Source organism: Nocardia sp. CC227C, from assembly GCF_030767025.1.
In the GTDB taxonomy this organism is placed as follows: Bacteria; Actinomycetota; Actinomycetes; order Mycobacteriales; family Mycobacteriaceae; genus Nocardia.
In genome coordinates this window covers 328,484-348,029 of sequence record NZ_JASITE010000007.1, presented here as the reverse complement: position 1 = coordinate 348,029, position 19,546 = coordinate 328,484, and the positions used below count along the sequence as shown (strand labels likewise).

Here is a 19,546-nt window from a genome sequence, read left to right as displayed (position 1 = left end):
CAACCGTCGTATACCGCCGTCGAGATTACGGGCGTGGACCCTCCGGCGTGGCGCTACCGCACGGACCGGCGTTCGGCGGGATGCGTTCGTGCACCGTGAGCAACAGGCGATCGAAGCGGCTCCGTACGTGCGGTGGCACGGGCGGTACCGATTCCAGCTCCGCGATCAGCTGCGCGGCCAGATCGCGGATCTTCGTATTGGTCTCCTGGGACCGCCACCGCAGTACCTCGAACGCCTGCTCGGCATTGATCCGATAGACGCGCATGAGCACGCCCTTGGCCTGCTCGATGACGGCCCGGTTCTCGAAGAGTCCCGGCAGCGTCTCGTCCAGCATGGTCTGCGCCGTGTCGACGATGGTGTCGGTGAGGTCGATGTAATAGCCGGAGGTGCCGACCACGGTGCCCGCGTCGTCGAACATGCGGTCCGCCATCACGATCACGTTGTGAATGCGCCCGGAGGTGTCGACGAAGCGGTGCCGGCTAGAGAACGACTCCCCGGAGTGCAGGGCGTAATCCAGGATGCCCTGGACGTGCGCCCGGTCGTCGGGATGCTTGTGCGACAACAGCAGCTCCGTCGTCGGTTCGACGGCGCCCGGTGTGTAGCCGTGCATCCACGCCACCTCGTCGGACCATTCCCAGCGCTGCCCGACGAACCAGAAACGGAATGTACCGACGGCCTGCCGCTGCTGCCCGGTCCCGGCGATCTCGTACGTGCCCGGATCGCTCTCCGGAATCTGCACTGGCCCCTTCACTCCACGGAGTATCCCATCCCTCGAACTCCCGTACGAGCGGCTCGCCGGAACCGCTCAATAGTGCTGCGCGGCATGCGCTCTGAGAACCGGACGGCATGTACGCACCCCACGGTGACGGGGAGGTTTGGCACGGGCGGGAAGTGGGCATCCACGGGAAGTACGTCGACTCGGTGAAGAAAGCCGCCGGTTCGACGAAGTCAAAGGGAACGAGGAGAACCCGATGGCTGAGTCGACCTTTGCGCGCCCCACTGCCGCCGACGCTCGCGCGACCCGGCACGGTGACGCTCGCAATGACAGCTATGAGCATCTCGAGCCGTTGTTGGCCCGGCTCGCCGCCTTCGACCCCGACGACCCGCGCCGAGCGCGGGCACGCGCGGAGATCGTGCGCCTCGGACTGCCCCTGGCCGAGCACATCGCCCGCCGCTTCGCGAACCGCGGCGAACCGTTCGACGATCTGCTGCAAACCGCCCGGGTGGGCCTGGTGCAGGCGGTCGACCGCTTCGATCACACGCGCGGCGCGGCCTTCCTGTCCTTCGCGGTGCCGACCATCATGGGTGAGGTGCGCCGCCACTTCCGCGATCACACCTGGTCGGTGCGGGTATCCCGGCACACCAAGGAGGTCCACGGCCGGATCGGTGCGGCCACCGAGACCCTGGCCCATCGGCTGGGCCGGATGCCGACCGCCCGTGAGCTCGCCGAGCAACTCGAGGTGGAGGTCAGCGAGATCAGCCGGGCCATGATCGCGGCCAACTGCTACACCACGGACTCGCTGGACATGACCGTGCGCGACCAGGACGGCGACAGCTCGACTCCGGCCGTGGAGCGGCTGAGCACCGAGGAGCCGTGCTATCGGCTGCTGGAGGACGCCATGGCGGTGCGGCCGCTCATCGCGCGCCTGCCGCAGCGGGAGCGGCAGATCCTGATCTGGCGCTACTTCGGCGTGATGACCCAGCGCCAGATCGCCGATCGGCTGGGCATCTCCCAGATGCAGGTGTCCCGCATTCTGTCGCGCACGCTGACCCAGCTGCGGGAACAGGCACTCGCGGAGCCGGAACCCGCCGAAGATGATTCGAGATCAGCGCTGAGCGTGCGTTAGATTCCGCAGATTCTAATCGCAGGTCATCCAGTTCACGAATTATCTTCAGTTCACTGGACCTGATCTCGCATTATTTTCATACTTTCACTCCGAAGCTGCTCACCCGAGACCAATCGACAGTCAGGAGTGCCGGTGCAGATCGGAATCCCCCGCGAGGTCAAGAACCACGAATATCGCGTGGCCTGCACACCCGCCGGTGTGCACGAACTCGTCACGCGCGGACACGAGGTGTTCGTCGAGGCCGGAGCCGGAGTGGGCTCGGCCTTCGCCGACGACGCCTACGCGGCCGTCGGCGCGCGCGTGCTCGACACCGCCGACGAGGTCTGGGGCCGGGCCGACCTGGTGCTCAAGGTGAAAGAGCCGGTGGCCGAGGAGTTCTCCCGGATGCGCGCCGATCAGGTGCTGTTCACCTACCTGCACCTGGCGGCCTCGAAGGAATGCACGGACGCGCTGCTGAGCTCCGGCATCACCGCCATCGCCTACGAGACCGTCACCGGCCCGGACGGCTCGCTGCCGCTGCTGGCCCCGATGAGCGAGGTCGCCGGGCGGCTGGCCCCGCAGGCGGGCGCGTACCACCTCATGCGCAGCCAGGGCGGGCGCGGCGCGCTGCTGGGCGGGGTGCCGGGGGTGCGTCCGGCCAAAGTGACCGTGATCGGCGCGGGCGTGGCGGGCGGCAATGCCATCGCCATGGCGGTCGGCCTGCACGCCGAGGTCACCGTGCTGGACCTGAACATCGCGCGGCTGCGCGCCGTCGACGAGCAGTACGGCGGCCGGGTGCAGACCGTCTCCTCCAATGCCTACGAGGTCGCGCACGCGGTGCGCGAGGCCGATCTGGTGATCGGCGCGGTGCTGGTGCCCGGGGCCAAGGCGCCTACTTTGGTGTCCAATGACCTTGTCGCCCAGATGAAGCCGGGATCGGTACTGGTCGACATCGCCATCGACCAGGGCGGCTGCTTCGCCGATTCGCGGCCGACCACCCACGCCGAACCCACCTACCGGGTGCACGACTCCATCTTCTACTGCGTGGCCAATATGCCTGGGGCGGTGCCGAATACGTCCACCATCGCGCTCACAAACGCCACGCTGCCCTATGTCACGGCGCTGGCCGATCGCGGCTGGCGCGACGCGGTGGCGGCCGACCCGGGCCTGGCGGCCGGGCTCAGCACCGACGGCGGCCGACTGCTGTCGGAGTCGGTGGCGGCGGCGCACGGCTACGCCGCGCAGGAACTGGTCGGCGTCTAGGACCGGTCGCTCTCGCCGCCCGCCGGGCGCAGATGTTCGAAGATGAGAATGGTCTCGGTCGCGGATACCGCCGGGTGCGCGCTCAGATGCTCGAGGACGAAGCCGCGCAACCCGTCGGTGTCGGCGGTGGCGACGTGGATGAGGTAGTCGTCGGCCCCCGCGATGAAGTAGACGTTCAGCACCTCCGGCAATGCCGCCAGCGCTCGCCCGAACTCGGCGAGGTATTTGCGCGAATTGCCGTGCAGCCGAACCGAGATCATGGCTTGCAGACCGCGTCCGAGGGCCGCGGGGTCGATATCGGCGTGGAAGCCGCGGATGACGCCGCGCTCCACCAGCGACCGCACCCGGCCCAGGCAGGTGGACGGCGCGATACCGGCGGCCTCGGCCAGGGCATTGTTGGTCATGCGCCCGTCGCGTGCCAGATGATCCAGTAGGACTCGATCGATGGCGTCGATCGCGACCGGGCCACGCCCGGGGATCGGGGGTACGGGTGGACGCGCGGGCGAATCCTTCCTGCTCACCGGGCTACCGTACCGAACGTTCGGGACCGCATCGGCCGGTCCGCACCACGCCGCGCGGACGCGGCGGGTGAGCTGTGACCCGGGTCGCCGCCCACGGGTATGGCGCGACCGGCCGCCGAGGGCATACGCTCACGACGGCACGAACGCGAAAACCCTTGTTCCAAAAGAACATTCGTTGCAAATAGGACAAACTATCGCAGGATCGCCGTAGTCCGTCGCACCTCGTGCCGGTTCCCCGACCACGCCGTCAGGCGCATTGTCGCAAGGAGTTGTGCCGGTGCCGGTTCCTTCACATCCGCACGTCCCGCTCACCCGCCGCCGCGCCCTCGCCGCGCTGACCCTGTTCGCGCTGCCGGTCGCCCTCGGGGCGCGCTCGGCCGCCGTCGGCGACCATGCGCCCGCCCGACCGCACTGGGACTACGCGGCCGACGGTCCCGACCACTGGGCCGATCTGGACCGCCGCTTCCTCGCCTGTCGGATGGGCCACCAGCAGTCCCCCATCGACCTGCCCCGCCATACCCCACTCGATCCCGCCGACCACCTGACCTTCGCCTACGGCCCGCTGCCCGCGGTCGCCCTCGCCGACAACGGGCACACCCTCCACGCGGCCGTGCCCGCCGACAGCGGGTACCACATCACGCTGGACGGCCGCCGGTACGCGCTGACCCAGTTCCACTTCCACACGCCCAGCGAGCACACCATCGACCGCGCGGGCACCGCGATGGAACTGCACCTCGTGCACACCGATGCCCGCGGTGCGCTGGCGGTGGTCGCGGTGCTGATGCGGATCGGGCCCGCGCCCTCGGCCTTCCTGCCGCTGTTCGCCGAGATGCCGCCGACGGGCGGCACCCGCACCGTCGGCCCGATCGACCTGCGCGATTTCCTGCCCGGCGATCACGCCCAGTTCCGCTACGCCGGGTCGCTCACCACCCCGCCCTGCACCGAGGGCGTGTCGTGGACGGTGCTGCGTCGGCCCGTCGCGGTGTCCGCGCCGGAGGCGGAGCGCTTCCGCGCCCGGTTCCCGCACAGCAACCGCCCCACCCAGCCCCGCTACGACCGACCGGTCCTCCTCGCGGGCGGCTGACCGTACGCAGGTCCCGACTGCCGGACTGCCCGACTTCCGCGAGGCGATGCGCGACACCCACGATCGGTCTATCCGAACCCGTCCCACGCGTGCCCGCCGGTTGCCGAGCGGTCGCCCTCGCCGAGCGGTCGCCCTTGCCGGGCGGGACCCGTCTGCACCAGCAGACTCCGATCACCGCGGCGCGCGGCGCACAATGAGCGCGGGCCGTTGCCACGTGCCACGACACGCCGGAGGCGACCGGAGCAGACCGCGATCGGGGTGAGCGGGCCACAGCGTGCGACCTGGGACGAGCCACGTCGACGAAGCCGGACCCGACCGTAGTCGCGGGGATCGAACCCCGACGCGCAGCCGGATCCGGACCACGTGGGCAAGGCCGGAACCGACCGTGATCGCGGTGAGCAGACTCCGACGCACGGCCGGACCGGACCACGTCGGCAAGACCGGAACCGACCGTGATCGGAGTGGTCGGATTCCGACGTGCGGCTCGGCATCGGCCGCGTCGGTGCCGGTACCCGGCCGATCGGCGGTGTAGGAAGGAGCACAGCGGCTATAGCCGGATCGGACGGACAGCAACGTCGTCCACGAACCGCCACCGTCCGGGAGCGGTGGCGGCACGATCGCAGGAGGTGCGATGACGCGGGGTGTGTGGGCCGCGCCGGGCCGAGTGAACATCATCGGGGAGCACACCGATTACAACGGCGGCTACGCCCTGCCGATCGCGCTACCCCAGGTGGTGCGGTGCGCGGCGGCGGCGAAAACCGATGGGCGCGTGCGGGTCACATCCCGGCAGCACCCGGGTGAGCGGATCGACGTCGGTGTCGCCGAACTCGGCGAGGCGGCCGTCACCGGGTGGGCGCGCTACCCGCTCGGGGTCGTGCACGAGTTCCTGCGACGCGGGCATCGCATTCCCGGTGTCGTCCTCGAGCTCGACGGCGCGGTGCCGATCGGGGCGGGCCTGTCGTCGTCGGCAGCCGTGGAGTGTTCGGTGGCGCTCGCCCTGCGCGATCTGTTCGAACTTCCGGTGGAGGCGCCCGAGCTGGTCGATATCGCCCGCACCGCCGAGAACGACTACGTGGGCGTGCCCACCGGCAGCCTCGACCAGTCCGCGGCCGTGCTCTGCACCGCCGGGCACGCCCTGTTCCTGGATTTCGGCAAGGGCGACCACGAACAGGTCGCCTTCGATCTGGCCGGGGCGGGGTTGGAGCTGCTCGTCGTCGACACCGATACCCCGCACCGGCTGGTGGACGGCGAGTACGCCCACCGCCGACAGCAGTGCGAGGCCGCGGCCACCGCGCTCGGTGTCGCCACCCTGCGCGAGGTCGCCGACCCGCGCGCGGTCGACACCCTGGTCGATCCCCTGTTGCGCCGCCGGGCCCGCCACGTGGTCACCGAGAACGCCCGTGTCCTCACGGTGGCCGACGCCCTGCACACCGGTGCGGACCCGCGCACCATCGGACCGGTGCTCACGGTGGCGCACGCCTCCCTGCGCGACGACTTCGAGGTGTCCACGCCGCAACTCGACACCGCCGTCACCACCACACTGGAGGCGGGCGCGCTCGGCGCCCGCATGGTCGGCGGCGGATTCGGCGGGAGCATGGTGGCGCTCGTCGAACACGGTACCGCCGAGCCGATCGCCGAGGAGGTCGAGAAGCGTTTCCGCGACTGCGGTTTCACCGCACCGAAGTGGTTCGTGGCGCTCCCCTCCCCGGGCGCTCGCCGCCTGTCCTGAGCGTCGGCGGTGAACATCGCCGTCACAGCAGCGAAATCGTCACCAACACCGCGGCCAGAGCCGCGTAGATCGCCAGCGCCACCCGTAACCCGAAGCGCAGCAGCGTATTCTCCGATACACCCGCACCGCTCGCCCGGTCACCCGCGACCGCAAGAACCAGCATGATCATCGGCAGCGAGGTGAAGACGGCATGGCCCGCGCCGCTGTTCTGCACCGCCGCGAACCAGGTGTCCAGCCCGGCCGGTGCGAGCTGCTGCTGCAACGGCAGCATGAGCGCATTGCCGCCCACATTCGACCCGGTGACGAAACCCGCGAGCATGCCGAGCGCCGGTGCGGCCAGCACGATCACCAGCGGCGGGGCCGTCGACACCGCCGCGCCCAACCGGTCGATCATGCCGCTGTCGACCATGAGCCGCCCGAGCACGACGAATCCCGTCAGCGCCAGCAGCGGCCGCCCGACCCGCCCCAGCGCCGCCCGCGCCTCCGCCCACCGCGGCCGCCTCCGGTCCAGCACCAGCGCCGCCATCAGCAACGGCAGCCCCGGCGACGCCAGCAGCGCGAAACTCGCCCCGCCCGCGTGCAGCACCCCGGGCGGAACCCCCACAGCCGTGGCCGCGCGCAGCATCGCGATACCGACCAGCACCAGCCCGTAGGCGTACAGCACCGTCGCCGGCGGAACCAATCGCCCCACCCGCTGGGACCGGCCGCCGACCCAGAACCGCACATCCCCACTCCGCACACCGCTTCCGGTCCCACCGCGCACGACCCGCGACCCGCTCCCGCCTTGCGCGAACCGCACCGCACCGTCGTTCCCCGCTCGTCCCGCGGCGGTGCCGCGCGGGAACGTCCGGTGCACCTCCACATCTCGCGAAGCGCTCTCTCCCGACGGACGGACCCCGTGCCCGCCCTGCGTTCCTTCGACGGTCGCCTCGGTGCTGACAGCCGCGGTCCGGGCGGCTCCGGAGGCCCGCCGGGCGGCGCACAGCAGCAGTCCGACGGCCGTGGTCACCAGTCCGGCCAGCACGCCCGCGGGCGAGACCGCGCCCAGGTGGTTGCAGACGAGCAGGGCGAGGGCGAGCAGGCCGCCGGCCCCCGCCGCCTGCACCGTGGTGCGCAGCCGGTGGTCCGGTCGGGCCAGCAGCGCCGCCCAGACCGTGACCAGGGGGAAGACCAGGGCGCTGGTGATCGCCGTGGCGGTGCCCAGGGTCGGCAGCGGCAGGTCGGTGAGCGTCGCGCCGATGACGGTGGCCAGCCCGAGCGTGCCCCAGGGCATGATGTTCATGCCCAGCATGGCCTGGCGCAGCGCCGTGGCGGGTGGGGCGAGTGCCAGCAGGACGGGCACGGTGACCAGCAGCGATACCCCGAAGCCGGTGAGCGCCTCCACCATCGGCGCGATCCCCGCGACCACCAGCGCGACCTTGGCCGGTCCCGACAGCGGCAGCGCGCGCACCCATTCCTGGAGCGACTCGTGGACGCCCCGGCGGGTGAGCACCTGGCTGAGGTAGACGCCGGGCAGCATGACCGCCGCCGCGTTCAGGACCAGCAGGCCCGCACCGGCGGCACCGGTACCGAGCGCGTCGCGCGGCAGCGCGAATTCCGGCCGCCACCCGATGAGCAGCACCGCCGCGCCGACTCCCGCGCCCGCGGCCCAAGGCGCCGGACGCCGCAGCCCGGTGATCACCCCCAACACCACCACCAGCGGAATCACCGCCGCGATCGACACCATTACCGCCCTCGCCCTCTCATCGCGTACCGAATGCGATCAGCCTGACGGCGGCGACGGTCGGCGGTCTTGAACGAAAGTCTCGGCCAGCGCGGGAGCAGCGCGGTATCAGGGCCGGATCGCGCCCGGTGTCACTCCGAAGTAGCGCTTGCAGATCCGCGTCAGATGCGCCTGGTCGGCGAATCCGGCCGTCGCCGCCACCTCGGCCGGCTGCCGCCCGGCCAGCAGCAGCCGGCGTGCCCGATTGGCGCGCAACCGCAGCAGGTAGGCGTGCGGCGGCAGCCCGTAGGTCTCCCGGAACGCGCTGATGAGGGTCGCGCGCGGAATCCCCGCGGCGGCACCGAGTTCGGCGACGGTGACCGGTTCGGCCCACCGGTCGTGCAGCAGCTGCCGGGCCACGTCCAGGCCCCGTCGCGACGGCGTCCCGCCCGCGGCCGCCCGGCCGTGGCGGGCGTGCCGCCGCAGCACCGCACCGAGCCCCGCCAGCAGCAGGGATTCGGCGGTCAGCGGATCACCGGCGCACTCCTGTTCGCGGTGCACCACCCGCAACCGGGCGAACAACTCGTCGTCGCGCACGGCCGTCTCGGGGAACCAGACCTCCGGTCGGCCCAGCAGTTCACCGGCCAGCTCCCCCACCAGATCGGTGTCGAAATAGAACATCCGATAGCGCCAGCCGGATTCCACGGCGGCGAATCCGGTGTGCACCTGTCCGGGATTGATGATCACCAATTGTCCGGCGGGTATCACCACTTTCCCGCCCGCCATGTGCAAACCTTCCGCGCCCTGTTCGATGACGCCCACGGAAAGCTGTTCGTGACTGTGCCGGTCGAAGGCGAATGTCTCGAATCGCGCGGTGAGCAATTCCACCTGGGGGCTGGCCGCGGCGGTCCACAGCCGAGCGTGCTCACCTGCCGTTTTCACCCGGACAGCCTATCGCCGTCATCGCGGGGCGGAATGTCCTTACCCCCGGCCTTGCACGTGCAATTGCAGAATCGTCGACTCAGCAATCTTGAAATTCGTTGTGGCACAATCACCTACGCGATCCACCACATATCAGGAGGGAGTCGTCATCAACGCCGAGGCCGTGGGGGTTCACACCGTCGGGGGGAAAGGGCCGCAGGAGCGGCCAGCACTCGTACGCCGATTGGGGGTGAAGATCGGCCGCCCCGGGCTCGGACGCGCGGATTCGCACCTCGCCCTGGAGGAGGCGGCATCGGTGGTGCGCTCCTACGCGCCGGGCGTGGTGCCGGAGCTATTGCAGACCGCCGGATACGCCCATGCCGTCGCGGCCATCGCCCGCCCGGCGTCGACGGCGCAGGTCCAGCAGCAGGTGGAATTGCTCATGCGGCGCCAGCATCTGCTGGATAGTCCCGCCCCGCCCAAACTGTGGGCGGTGATCGAGGAGGCGGTGCTGCGGCGGCCCTTCGGCGGGACGGAGGTGTGGCGCGACCAACTGGACCATCTGGCCCGGATGGCGCGCCGGGACAATGTGACCGTGCAGATCGTGCCCGACCACGTGGGCGGCCCGGCCATCAGCACGGTCCCGTTCACCATCTACCGGTTCGAGCGCCCGGATGTGGGCGATATCGTGCACCTGCATCATGCGACCGGCGCCCAGTTCCTCGACGACCGCATCGATCTGGATGCCTACCACGTCATCTGGGACCGGTTCAGCGTGCACGCCATGCCGCCGGAGTACACCGGCGAACTCCTCACCGCGCTGACCGCGCGACGGCCCGCCACCGCACTGCCGTCCGCCCCGGTCCAACGGGTGTGAGCGGCGCCGACGGCCGCCCCCGTGGGGCGGCCGTCGGTCCGGGTCGCCCACGCGCGGCGGGCGCGGCCTATCCGATGGACGAGTCCGCCAGTCGCGACGCGAGCAGTTCCTTGCCCATCCGCGCGCCCTTGCGGCTCTCGTTCTGTGCCTTCCGGAAGAATTCGACGAGTTCGGTGTCGCCGTCGCGTTCGGCATCGCTGATGTAGGTCTCCAACCGCAGCGCGTTGTCCAGAGACGCCTCCACGAACCAGATCAGGTTGTAGTCCTTGTCCTTGGTGCCGGTGATGGTGCCCGTCTCTTCGGTCTTGCTCATGGCGATACTCCTCTGTCGCTGATACGTCCTACGCTCGCCCTACCCACGGTGCGCGGTGGGAAACAATGTCGGCGGGTCGGCTCGTATACCTGTTCTTCCGGGAGAACCATTCGGGGGTGTTCGCGACGGCGGTGCGCACGGGGCGTCAGCGGCGCTCGATGGCGCGAACGAGTTCGTGCACGGCCGAACTCGCGGCGAGTCGGCTGTCGAGCACGACATTCACCGCACCGCGCAGCAGCGCGTACGGCTCCCACCCGGCGGGCGCGATGGTGCGGGCGGCGCGGCGGGCGATGCCGTCGGCGATGGCGCGCGCGGCCCGTGCGGCGGTGATCCGCGCGCCCAGCGGCCACGGCAGCAGCTCGTCCAGTTCCCGGCCGAGTTCGTCGGCGTCGAGCATGTCGTGGGTCATGGCGGTCTCCACGATGCCGAAGTAGGCGACTCCGGCGCTGGCCCCGGATGCCGCGAGTTCGACGCGCAGCGCCCGCCCGAACTGTTCGACTCCGGCCTTGCTCACCATGTACGGCGAACCGCCCATGCCGGGCGCGAAGGCGGCACACGAGGACACCACCACGACATGGCCCCGCGCCCGCACGATGTGGTCCAGCGCGGGGTGCACGGTATTGAACACCCCGGTGAGATTGATGCTCAGCACCCGGTCGAAGTCGCGCGGATCCATGGTGCGGACGGTGGCGGGCACCGGTGTGACGCCCGCGTTGGCGACGACCACGTCGAGGCGGCCCAGCCGCTCGACCACCGTGGCCACCACCTGGTTCATCCGCGCGCGGTCGGCGACGTCGGCTCCGAGGGCGAGGGCGCGCGCGGACAGCGCGCAGGCCGCCTCGTGGGCGGCGGCCGCGTCGATATCCACCAGGACCACGATCGCGCCGCGCGCGTGCAGGATGCCGGCCAGTTCGCGTCCGATACCCCGTCCCGCACCGGTGACGAGCACGACCTTCCCGGCCACGTCGTACCGCGCCGCGTCCAACCGTCCGAACAGCCCGAGCATCCCGAACATCAGGCCACCTCGTAGGCGTCGGCATCGAAGCGCCGCGTGCGCCTGCGGTATTCGAAACTCCAACTGGGGTACAGGCCCGCGTTCCCGCCCTCGGGCGTGGTGTAGTAGCTCTGGCATCCGCCGGTCAGCCAGACCGTATCGCCGCTGCGCCTGCGCATTTCGTCGACGAAGGCGTCCTGCGCGTCGGCCCGCACCTCCACCCGGCGCGCGCCCCGGGCGCGCAGGGTGACCAGCGCGTCGACGATGTAGGCGAGCTGCGATTCGATCATGTAGATGGCGGATTGGTTGCCCGCGGCCCCGAACGGCCCCAGGGTGCAGAAGAAGTTCGGGAATCCCGCCACGGCCGCGCCGAGGTAGGTCCGCGGCTGCTGGTGATACAGCTGTGCGATGGACCGCCCGTCGCGCCCGGTGATCCGGTCGAACGCGGTGGGGATGGGTTCGAATCCGGTGCCGAAGACGATGGTGTCCACCTCGATCTCGGCCCCGGCCCGGGTCAGGATCGATCGCGGCCGGATCTCGGCGACCCCGTCGGTCACCACCTCCACGTTGTCGCGATCGAGCGCGGGGAGGTAGGCGTCGGAGAAGATGGCCCGCTTGCACCCGATCACATAGTCGGGCGTCACCCGCTCGCGCAGTTCGGGATCGCTGATCTGGCGGCGCAGTTGCAGCCGCCCCAGCAGTTCGTACGGGTGCCGGAAGCGATTGTCCACGAAGCCGACCAGACCGAAGCTCTCGATCAGTGTGTACCAGCTGCCGCGGACGGCCTTGCGCGCCAGCGGGAACTGCCGCAGCAGCAGTCGTTCCAGTCCGAGCGTCGGCCGATCCAGGCGCGGCACGATCCACGGCGCGGAGCGCTGGAAGACGGTCAGCGACCGCACCTTCGGCTGGATTTCGGGGATGAACTGCACCGCGGACGCCCCGGTGCCGATCACAGCGACCCGTTCACCGGTCAGATCGTGGTCGTGGTTCCAGTGCAGCGAGTGGAAGGCGGTGCCCTCGAAGCGCTCCAGCCCGGGAATCGAGGGATACTTGGCCTCGGCGAAAATGCCCGCCGCCGAGATGAAGTAGTCGGCCGTGAGCGGTCCCCGCGAGGTCTCGATACGCCACAGCGACTCCGTATCGTCCCAGCGGGCGTCGAGCAGTTCGGTGTTCAGCCGGATATAGCGCACCACATCGTGTCGTTCGGCGACGGAGCGCAGGTAGTCCAGGATCTCGCGCTGTCGTCCGTAGGTGCGCGACCAGTTCGGATTCGGCGCGAACGAATAGCTGTACAGGTGGGACGGCACATCGCAGGCGCAGCCGGGGTAGGTGTTCGCCTGCCAGGTCCCGCCCAGCTCGTCGGCGCGCTCGAGCAGTACGAGGTCGTCGAATCCGGCTTCGCGCAGCTTGATCGCGAGCCCGATGCCGCCGAAACCCGCGCCCAGCACGGCGATCTCCCGGTGTTCGGTGTGTGTGGTCATGAGACCGTATGCCTTTCGCGGTCAGAGGTCGAGAACGAGCCGCCCGCCGGTGGACCGGGAGACGCAGATCAGCATGTGCTCGGCCCGCTCCCCCGGGGTCAGTAGCCGGTCGCGGTGCTCGACCTCCCCGGCCAGCACCCGAGTGCGGCAGGTGCCGCAGAAGCCTTGGCGGCACGAGTACACGGCATCGGGCCGCACCCGCCGGATCGCCGCCAGCGCGGTCTCCCGGCTGCCGACCGTGACCCGGGTTCCGGTGCGCGCCAGGCGCAGCGGGAATTCGCGGCCGTCGGTGACCGGCAACGCCGAGAAGCGTTCGGTGTGCAGTGATCCCGTCGGATCGAGCGAGAAGAAGGTTCGCTGCGCCGCGGCGAGCACCGGCGGCGGCCCGCAGACGTACACGGCCGCACCGGGTTCGGCCGTGGCGAGGATGGCGGGCACGTCGGGTGGGCCGTACTCGTCGTCGGGCCGGATGTCGGCGTCGAGCGGCAGTTCGTCCAGGAACGGCATGGTGGCCCGCGAGCGCCCGGTGTACACCAGGTGTCCGCGCCCGCCGGCCGCCCGCACCATGGGCAGAATCGGCGTGATCCCGATTCCGGCGGCGAGGAACAGATACGACGGTGCGGTCTCGACGAAGGTGAACGCATTGCGCGGACCTCTGATCCGCAGGGAGTCTCCCGGCCGCAGGGTATGCATCTCCCACGACCCGCCGTCGCCGTCCGCGATGCGGCGCACGGCGATGCGGTAGCGGTCGCGGTCGCGCGGGTCGCCGCACAGCGAGTACTGCCGCTGTCGCCCCGAGGGGAGGAAGACGTCCAGATGCGATCCGGGACGCCAGGCGGGCAGCGGATCACCCCCGGCACGCACCAGTGTGAAGCTCTCCACGTCCACTGCTTCGATACACACCGACTCGACCACGACGTCGAGCTCGAACCCGCTGTGCCGCACCGGGTTCGGCGGCGAGATGGCGGGGGTGGTGAAGACCCGCTTGTAGACGTCCACGGCGAGCCCGAGCAGGCGCAGGCTCGGCGTGGCGATGGCACCGCCCCGGGTCATGTCCGGGCCGCCGGGGAATGCGCCAGGTAGCGCAGGGCGTTGTCCATCGACCCCAGCTGCGAGGGATGGAATCCCGGCCGCAGGTAGCGCGGCATCTCGGTGAAGAAGGTGGTGAAGCTGGGGATCACGCCCCGCACGGTCGCGCTCACGAACTGCCGCCCCCAGAATCCGCCCTTGTCCGGACTGGGATCCTTGCCGTACAGGTAGGCGGTGGAAATCACGAACAGCGGCAACAGGATTCCCGTCGCCAGCAGACCGGTGCGCGCCCGCCGCCCGTAACCGCCGTCGACGTGCATGTAGGCGTCGAACACCACGCTGCGGTGCTCGACCTCCTCCGCGCCGTGCCAGCGCACCAGATCCAGCATGGTCGGATGCATGCCCGCATCCTCGAGGGCCTTCGACTCGAGCAGCCATTCGCCGATCACGGCGGTGAAATGTTCCATCCCGGCGAAGATTCCGAGCCGTTCCTTGAGCCATTCCTCCTTGGCTCTGCCGCTCAGCCCCTGGTCGCCCAGGACTCGATCGACCAGCCAAGCCACCTTCGCCACGAAGGACTCCACATCGAGGCCGATGGACTGGAGATGGGTGCGCGCGCCCTCGTGGCTGCTGGCGTGCATGGATTCCTGGCCGATGAACCCGGCCACCTCCTCGCGCAACCGCTCGTCGTCGATTTGAGGCAGTGCTTCGGCCAGACAGGCGGCCATGGCCCGCTCCCCCTCGGGCAGCACCAGGTGCATGACATTGGTGACGTGGGTCGCCAGCACCTCGCCGGGGATGTAGTGCATGGGCACCGAGGAGAAATCGAAGTGGACGTCACGTGCGTGGATGGCGTGGGCTTCTTCCTGATAGGAGCGCCTCGTCGCACTGTCATCAGCCATGCGCCGACCGTACAGTGCAACATTCTCCATGGCAATGTTGCAGCCACAAATCGGCCGCGATTGTTGCAAACGAGCCGAACGCTGCTAGCGTCGTGCCATGCCCTCCGCCGCCGCCACCTCGGGAAACAAGGCTGATGCCATCGAAGAGCGCATCCTCGACGCCGCTCTCGTGCAGTTCGGTCGAGTCGGGGTGAAGAAGACGACGATCGAGGACATCGCCCGGCAGGCCGAGGTGGACCGCGTCACGGTGTACCGCCGCGTCGGCTCCCGCGACGACGTGGTCCGCGCGGTGACGGGCCGGGAGATCCAGCGCCTGCTCGACGAGCTGCACGACATCCCGGCGCGGCACGAGAAGATGGCCGATATCGTCGTCGACCTCTTCGTCACCGTGGTGACCCGCTGGCGGACCCATCCCCTGGTGGAGCGGCTGCTCACCGTCGAACCGGATCGGCTGCTGCCGCAGCTCACCACCGAGGGCGGTGCGTTCTTCACCATCTCCGTGGCCGCCACCACCGAGATACTCCGAAACGCGCTGCGGGACAGGGATCTACCCGAACCGCCGGATCTCACCACCCGGGTCGAGCTCGGCTGCCGCGTGGTGCACTCGCTCATCCTGCAACCGGTGGGCCCCACCGACCTCGACTCCGAACAAGACCTGTCGGCTTTCGCCCGCACCTACCTCACCCTGATCCTGCCGAGCTGACGCCCGCTCACCAGCGCAGCACGGCCTCGATCTCATCGTCGACCAACCGCCCCGTGGGCTCGAAGCCGAATGTCCGGTAGAACCCTTCCGGACTGCCCGGTCCGACCCCGTAACTGGTGTAGAACCTGGTGGTTCCGCGCGCCTTCAGCCCCTCGACCACGATCTCGAGCGCCCGGCGGCCGTACCCCTTGCCCTGGTGCGGTCCGGCGATCATGAAGCGCCACAGCGACACTCCCGGTTCGTCGATGCCCATCCCGAGGTCCAGCATCAGGAAGCCGACCGGCTCGTCCCCGACATAGACGCCACGGAACCACGCCGTGTCCGAGAAATGCGCCTCGGCGATCGAGATCCCGTTGTCCGCGACCATATTCCGCTGCTCCGCCGACAGCGTCTCACTCAGCTTGCAGACCTCGTACACCGTCTCCGCACACAATTTCCGCAGCTCGACCGCCGATCCGGCGTCAGTTTCCGTCACGCGATCTTCGTAGCCGATGGCGGTCCCCGGTTCAACGGATTCAGCCCCGGGAGACCGGTCGGGCGGCGAGTGCGCGCGCACGATCCCGGACACGCGCGACGTAGCGCACGGTGAACAGCATCGGGATGGCGAAGGTGAGCGCCTGCACCACCGTGCGCGGTGTCGGCGCGTGGGCGAGCGCCGCGAGCGCGACCGCGCCGAGGGCGAAACTCGCCGCCCATACCGAGGTGAGCACGTACGCGGTCCGAATGAACAGCGGCTGCTCCCAGAATTCGCGCGGCGCGGACTGTTTGGCGATGGACAGGGTGAACGGAACGCGCAACGCAAGCGATGCGCCCGCGACGACCGCGAGCACCGCATTGGCCAGTGCGGGGGTGTAGTCGTGCAGTCCGGTGCCCGGATCGGCGAAGGCGACCACGGTGATCACGGCGAAGAACACCGCCGACCCGATCTCGAGCACCAGCGCGTCCCAGTCGCGTCCGGCACGGCGCTGATGAGCGATGCCCGCGAGTGCGATCCCGGCGGCGAGCAGTGCGGACCACCGCCAGTACTGCGTCGGGAAGGCGGCGTAGACGATCCAGGGAGCGAAGGTGCGTAGGTAGGCCACCCGCTCAGCATGATATCCCACTTTTGACATGTCAATACTGGAATGTAGGGTAGGGACATGAGCCTCCGCTACGCCTTGCTCGGGCTGCTGGCCGAACGTCCGGCCAGTGGCTACGACCTGCTGGGCAGCTTCCGGGAATCCCTGGCCAATGTCTGGCCCGCGACGCAGAGCCAGATCTACACCGAACTCGCCAACCTGGCCGAGGCGGGCCTGATCGCCGTCTCCGACGAGGGACCGCGCGGACGCAAGGAGTACACCCTCACCGAGACCGGACGCGACGCGTTGCGCACCTGGCTCACCACCACCGCGCCCAAGCGCCGCGACCGCAACGAGATGCTGCTGCGCGTCTTCTTCCTCGGCATCGTGCCCGAGCATGCCCGCGACTATCTGACCGATATCGCGACCTCGGCCGCCGCGGCGCACGCCGACCTGGTGTCGGTGCGGGAGGCCACCGAGTGGGGCGACAGCGACCTCTCCCGCTACGGCCGCATCGCCATGGAGTGGGGCGAGCGCTTCCACACCATGAACCGGGAGTGGGCGCAGTGGGCGCTCACCCAACTCCCCGACCGGGACCGGTAGCGATTCCGGCACAGCACAGACCCGAGCGCGGGTTGCGGCTGTCCTATGGCAGCGAGGTGGCGGCGGATGCGATCGTCTGGTGCACCGGGTTCACGGCCAGCGAGTACCTCGCCCTCATCATCGAAATGACCGGGCGTGACGGCCGGAAACTTCACGCGGAGTGGACGTTCGGTCACACACCGGCGCGGGGATGACGTTCCAGACCCCGTCCCGCCCGACGGCCACGCCCCACCCCGGCCCGCTCGACGGACACCACGGCGGCGAACAGCACGGCCTCACCGGCATTGCCGAGCGGCGGCAGGTCGAAGGCCGCCGCAGACGCCGCCACCAGGATCACCGCCGCGATCAACAGGGCTGGCCGTTTCTCCCTACGCCACAGCACGATTGCCGCGGCCAGCAGCACGGCGATCACGACCAGCACCGGCCAGGGCGGGCCGTGCGGTGCCGCCGGGACGTAACGGAGCGTGTCGGCGAACGCACGGGGCACCAGCCGCAGCGCCACCACATCGCGCAGCACGCCCCAGCCCATCAGCGCCACGGCAAGCGTCCAGGCCCAGCGGCGACGCAGACCGAGGACGCGTTCGACCGCCCACACCAGCAGCAGCGGGGTCAGCACCGCGTGCCCGACATACCTGCCGACGCTCAGCGCGTGCAGTGCCGCGCCCTCGCCGAGTGCGGAGCCGAGTCCGAAGACCGCCGAGTCGTAGGCGAGTCCGAGACCCAGCAGGGTGAGCGGCCACCGCGACGCGGACGCTGCGCCGGACCCGGCCCACAGGGCCACGACGCAGCCCAGCTGTGCCACCGCCAGCAGCACCAGCGCGACGGAGACCACCGGCCAGCCACCCACTTCCCTCGAACGATCACAGTATCCGCGGCGGGGCATTCACGGTGTCCGCGGCTGGATATTCAGCGGTGTCCGCAGCGGGACCGTCACCACATCCGCGGCTGGACCGTCGCGATATCCGCTTGCTGCGCCCGGCGCGGTATCCGCCGTTGCGCCCGACGCGGTATCCGCCGTTGCGCCCCGCACGGTATCCGCCGCTGTGCCCGGCACGTGACCGCCCGGCTCAGGCCGGACTCCGGCGCAGGTAGGTCCCGTTCGGGTCGCCGTGCACCCGGCCGTCGCCGACGACCTGCCGACCGCGCAGGAAGACATCGGTGACGCGGGCGTTCATCTCGAACCCTTCGAAAGGCGTGTATTCCTGGGCGGATTCGGAGTCGGCGGCGCGCACGGTCCAGCGGGCGTCCGGATCGATCAGCACGATATCGGCGTCCTGGCCGCGCGCGATATCGCCCTTGCCGGACAGCCCGTAGCGCCGCGCCGGATTGCCCGAGGTCAGAGCGGCGATACGGGAGAGCGGCAGTCCCCGTTTCAGTCCCTCCCCCACCAGGCCGGGCAGCAGGTATTCCGCACCGCCGAACCCGGATTTGGCGGCGAAGACGTCGTCGCGGTCGTCGCCGAACTTCTGCTCGTCGCGGCAGCAGGCGTGATCGCTGACCACCCAGTCGATCTCACCGGCCAGCAGATGCCGCCACAGCGCCTCGACATCGTCGCGGTCGCGCAGCGGCGGATTCACCTTGCCGCCGATTCCGTGCGCGGTGTCCACGTCGGCCAGCAGGTGGCCGATGGTCACCTCACGGCGGAAGTCCACGCGCGGAAAGGCTCTCGCCATGGTGAGCGCGGCCTCGACGGCCTTGGCCGAGGACAGGTGCAGCAGGTTGATATTCGCCAGTCCGGTCTCGTGGGCGAGATAGGAGGCCATGGTGATGGCCAGCCCCTCGGAGTGCGGCGGGCGGGATGCGCTGTAGGCGCGCAGCCCGGTGAGGATGCCCTCGCGTGCCACCAGTTCGGTGTAGGCGGCCATGATCTCGGCCGTCTCGCAGTGCAGCGACAGCGAGATGTGCGGCCCCAGCTTCGCGCGCGCCCGCTGGACGGCGCGCATGACGAATTCGAAATGGGCCAGGTCGTAGCGCTCGTGCGGTCCCAGCATGAGGAAGTCGGCCTGATCGGACGAGCGGCCGTGCAGTCCGTGTCCGCCGTAGAACATGAAGATCTTGAACGAGGTGATGCCGAATTCGGCGACCAGCGCGGGGATCTCGGCAATGTGCTCGGCGCTCATGGGAGCCAGGTGCAGGGCGTGGTCCACGAAAGAGCGTCCCGACATCCGCTCCAGCACCTCTGGGACGAAATCGCGGTACGCGCCGCCCCGGTTCAGGTAGTAGCGGCCGGTGCGCATGTACGTCATCGAGGTGGTGACGCCGCCCTGCGCGCACGCGCGGCTCTCGGATTCGGTGTCCTGCGACAGTTCCCGGTAGATCCCCCAGTGCTGGTGGGCGTCCACCACGCCCGGGAAGGCCAGCAGGCCGTGGGCGTCCACCACCCGAGCCGCGTCGGTCACCGGCAGATTCGGCGCTACGGCGCTGACGATGCCGTCGCGCACGGCGATATCGACCGGTTCGGGATGGTCGGTGGACGGATCACCCGGTCGCACCACGCGGGCGTTCCGGATCAACAGGTCGGTCGCCACGACTGCTCCAGT

20 protein-coding genes are annotated in these 19,546 nt (G+C 69.9%); 7 read left to right on the top strand and 13 right to left on the bottom strand.

Annotated elements, in window-relative coordinates; translation table 11 throughout:
* Nucleotides 1-25: 25 nt before the first annotated feature.
* A complete protein-coding gene (locus QMO76_RS17220; protein ID WP_372342002.1) occupies nucleotides 26-703 on the bottom strand; it encodes an ANTAR domain-containing protein in 678 nt (225 codons plus the stop codon).
* 268 nt (nucleotides 704-971) lie between these two features.
* On the opposite strand from QMO76_RS17220, the gene QMO76_RS17215 reads away from it, so the two are divergent.
* Both QMO76_RS17215 and ald read left to right on the top strand, forming a co-directional pair.
* Nucleotides 972-1,847, top strand: a complete 876-nt coding sequence (locus QMO76_RS17215; protein ID WP_306362312.1) for an RNA polymerase sigma factor SigF — start codon at nucleotides 972-974, stop codon at nucleotides 1,845-1,847.
* 132 nt (nucleotides 1,848-1,979) lie between these two features.
* Nucleotides 1,980-3,089 carry an alanine dehydrogenase gene (gene ald / locus QMO76_RS17210; protein ID WP_306362311.1) on the top strand — a complete coding sequence of 370 codons (1,110 nt, stop codon included), beginning with the start codon at nucleotides 1,980-1,982 and terminating at the stop codon, nucleotides 3,087-3,089.
* Here ald and QMO76_RS17205 read toward each other — a convergent pair.
* On the bottom strand, nucleotides 3,086-3,610 hold the full coding sequence (locus tag QMO76_RS17205; RefSeq protein WP_372341993.1) for an Lrp/AsnC family transcriptional regulator: 525 nt from the start codon (nucleotides 3,608-3,610) through the stop codon (nucleotides 3,086-3,088). The two genes, ald and QMO76_RS17205, sit on opposite strands and share 4 nt — an antisense overlap.
* A 277-nt stretch (nucleotides 3,611-3,887) precedes the next feature.
* Between QMO76_RS17205 and QMO76_RS17200 the strand changes: the two genes are divergently transcribed.
* Both QMO76_RS17200 and galK read left to right on the top strand, forming a co-directional pair.
* Entirely contained in the window at nucleotides 3,888-4,694 is an 807-nt protein-coding gene (locus QMO76_RS17200) for a carbonic anhydrase (protein WP_306362310.1), read from the top strand.
* A 631-nt stretch (nucleotides 4,695-5,325) separates the two neighbouring features.
* Entirely contained in the window at nucleotides 5,326-6,423 is a 1,098-nt protein-coding gene (gene galK / locus QMO76_RS17195; RefSeq protein WP_306362309.1) for a galactokinase, read from the top strand.
* Nucleotides 6,424-6,445: 22 nt separating this feature from the next.
* On the opposite strand, the gene QMO76_RS17190 is transcribed toward galK, so the two are convergent.
* Nucleotides 6,446-8,149 (bottom strand): L-lactate permease, encoded by a 1,704-nt coding sequence (locus QMO76_RS17190; RefSeq protein WP_306362308.1) that lies wholly within the window; start codon nucleotides 8,147-8,149, stop codon nucleotides 6,446-6,448.
* 105 nt (nucleotides 8,150-8,254) lie between these two features.
* The gene (locus tag QMO76_RS17185) at nucleotides 8,255-9,067 is read right to left on the bottom strand and encodes an AraC family transcriptional regulator (protein WP_306362307.1); all 813 of its coding nucleotides are present in this window, start codon (nucleotides 9,065-9,067) and stop codon (nucleotides 8,255-8,257) included.
* Nucleotides 9,068-9,296: 229 nt separating this feature from the next.
* Here QMO76_RS17185 and QMO76_RS17180 point away from each other — a divergent pair, with 229 nt between their 5' ends.
* Nucleotides 9,297-9,923 carry a DUF5753 domain-containing protein gene (locus QMO76_RS17180; RefSeq protein WP_306362306.1) on the top strand — a complete coding sequence of 209 codons (627 nt, stop codon included), beginning with the start codon at nucleotides 9,297-9,299 and terminating at the stop codon, nucleotides 9,921-9,923.
* A gap of 67 nt (nucleotides 9,924-9,990) precedes the next feature.
* Here QMO76_RS17180 and QMO76_RS17175 read toward each other — a convergent pair whose 3' ends face one another.
* From QMO76_RS17175 to QMO76_RS17155, 5 genes are all read right to left on the bottom strand, one after another.
* Complete coding sequence (locus QMO76_RS17175; RefSeq protein ID WP_306362305.1) at nucleotides 9,991-10,236, bottom strand: hypothetical protein; 246 nt, start codon at nucleotides 10,234-10,236, stop codon at nucleotides 9,991-9,993.
* 145 nt (nucleotides 10,237-10,381) lie between these two features.
* The gene (locus QMO76_RS17170) at nucleotides 10,382-11,251 is read right to left on the bottom strand and encodes a short-chain dehydrogenase/reductase (protein ID WP_306362304.1); all 870 of its coding nucleotides are present in this window, start codon (nucleotides 11,249-11,251) and stop codon (nucleotides 10,382-10,384) included.
* On the bottom strand, nucleotides 11,251-12,711 hold the full coding sequence (locus QMO76_RS17165) for an NAD(P)/FAD-dependent oxidoreductase (RefSeq protein WP_306362303.1): 1,461 nt from the start codon (nucleotides 12,709-12,711) through the stop codon (nucleotides 11,251-11,253). The genes QMO76_RS17170 and QMO76_RS17165 overlap by 1 nt, the downstream gene beginning before the upstream one ends.
* A gap of 21 nt (nucleotides 12,712-12,732) precedes the next feature.
* Nucleotides 12,733-13,764, bottom strand: a complete 1,032-nt coding sequence (locus QMO76_RS17160; RefSeq protein ID WP_306362302.1) for a PDR/VanB family oxidoreductase — start codon at nucleotides 13,762-13,764, stop codon at nucleotides 12,733-12,735.
* The gene (locus QMO76_RS17155; RefSeq protein ID WP_306362301.1) at nucleotides 13,761-14,642 is read right to left on the bottom strand and encodes a metal-dependent hydrolase; all 882 of its coding nucleotides are present in this window, start codon (nucleotides 14,640-14,642) and stop codon (nucleotides 13,761-13,763) included. Before QMO76_RS17155 ends, QMO76_RS17160 begins: the two co-directional genes overlap by 4 nt.
* A 97-nt stretch (nucleotides 14,643-14,739) precedes the next feature.
* Between QMO76_RS17155 and QMO76_RS17150 the strand changes: the two genes are divergently transcribed.
* Nucleotides 14,740-15,345, top strand: coding sequence for a TetR/AcrR family transcriptional regulator (locus QMO76_RS17150; protein ID WP_306362300.1), 606 nt, complete (start codon nucleotides 14,740-14,742; stop codon nucleotides 15,343-15,345).
* Nucleotides 15,346-15,352: 7 nt separating this feature from the next.
* Here the strand turns inward: QMO76_RS17150 and QMO76_RS17145 are convergent, their stop codons facing one another.
* On the bottom strand, nucleotides 15,353-15,820 hold the full coding sequence (locus QMO76_RS17145; RefSeq protein WP_306362299.1) for a GNAT family N-acetyltransferase: 468 nt from the start codon (nucleotides 15,818-15,820) through the stop codon (nucleotides 15,353-15,355).
* 40 nt (nucleotides 15,821-15,860) lie between these two features.
* Complete coding sequence (locus QMO76_RS17140; protein WP_306362298.1) at nucleotides 15,861-16,448, bottom strand: hypothetical protein; 588 nt, start codon at nucleotides 16,446-16,448, stop codon at nucleotides 15,861-15,863.
* Between the two features lie 36 nt (nucleotides 16,449-16,484).
* Here QMO76_RS17140 and QMO76_RS17135 point away from each other — a divergent pair, with 36 nt between their 5' ends.
* On the top strand, nucleotides 16,485-17,006 hold the full coding sequence (locus tag QMO76_RS17135) for a PadR family transcriptional regulator (protein WP_306362297.1): 522 nt from the start codon (nucleotides 16,485-16,487) through the stop codon (nucleotides 17,004-17,006).
* Nucleotides 17,007-17,178: 172 nt separating this feature from the next.
* On the opposite strand, the gene QMO76_RS17130 is transcribed toward QMO76_RS17135, so the two are convergent.
* Both QMO76_RS17130 and QMO76_RS17125 read right to left on the bottom strand, forming a co-directional pair.
* On the bottom strand, nucleotides 17,179-17,838 hold the full coding sequence (locus tag QMO76_RS17130; RefSeq protein ID WP_306362296.1) for a hypothetical protein: 660 nt from the start codon (nucleotides 17,836-17,838) through the stop codon (nucleotides 17,179-17,181).
* A gap of 235 nt (nucleotides 17,839-18,073) precedes the next feature.
* Nucleotides 18,074-19,534, bottom strand: a complete 1,461-nt coding sequence (locus QMO76_RS17125; RefSeq protein ID WP_306362295.1) for a dihydroorotase family protein — start codon at nucleotides 19,532-19,534, stop codon at nucleotides 18,074-18,076.
* Nucleotides 19,535-19,546 lie beyond the last annotated feature (12 nt).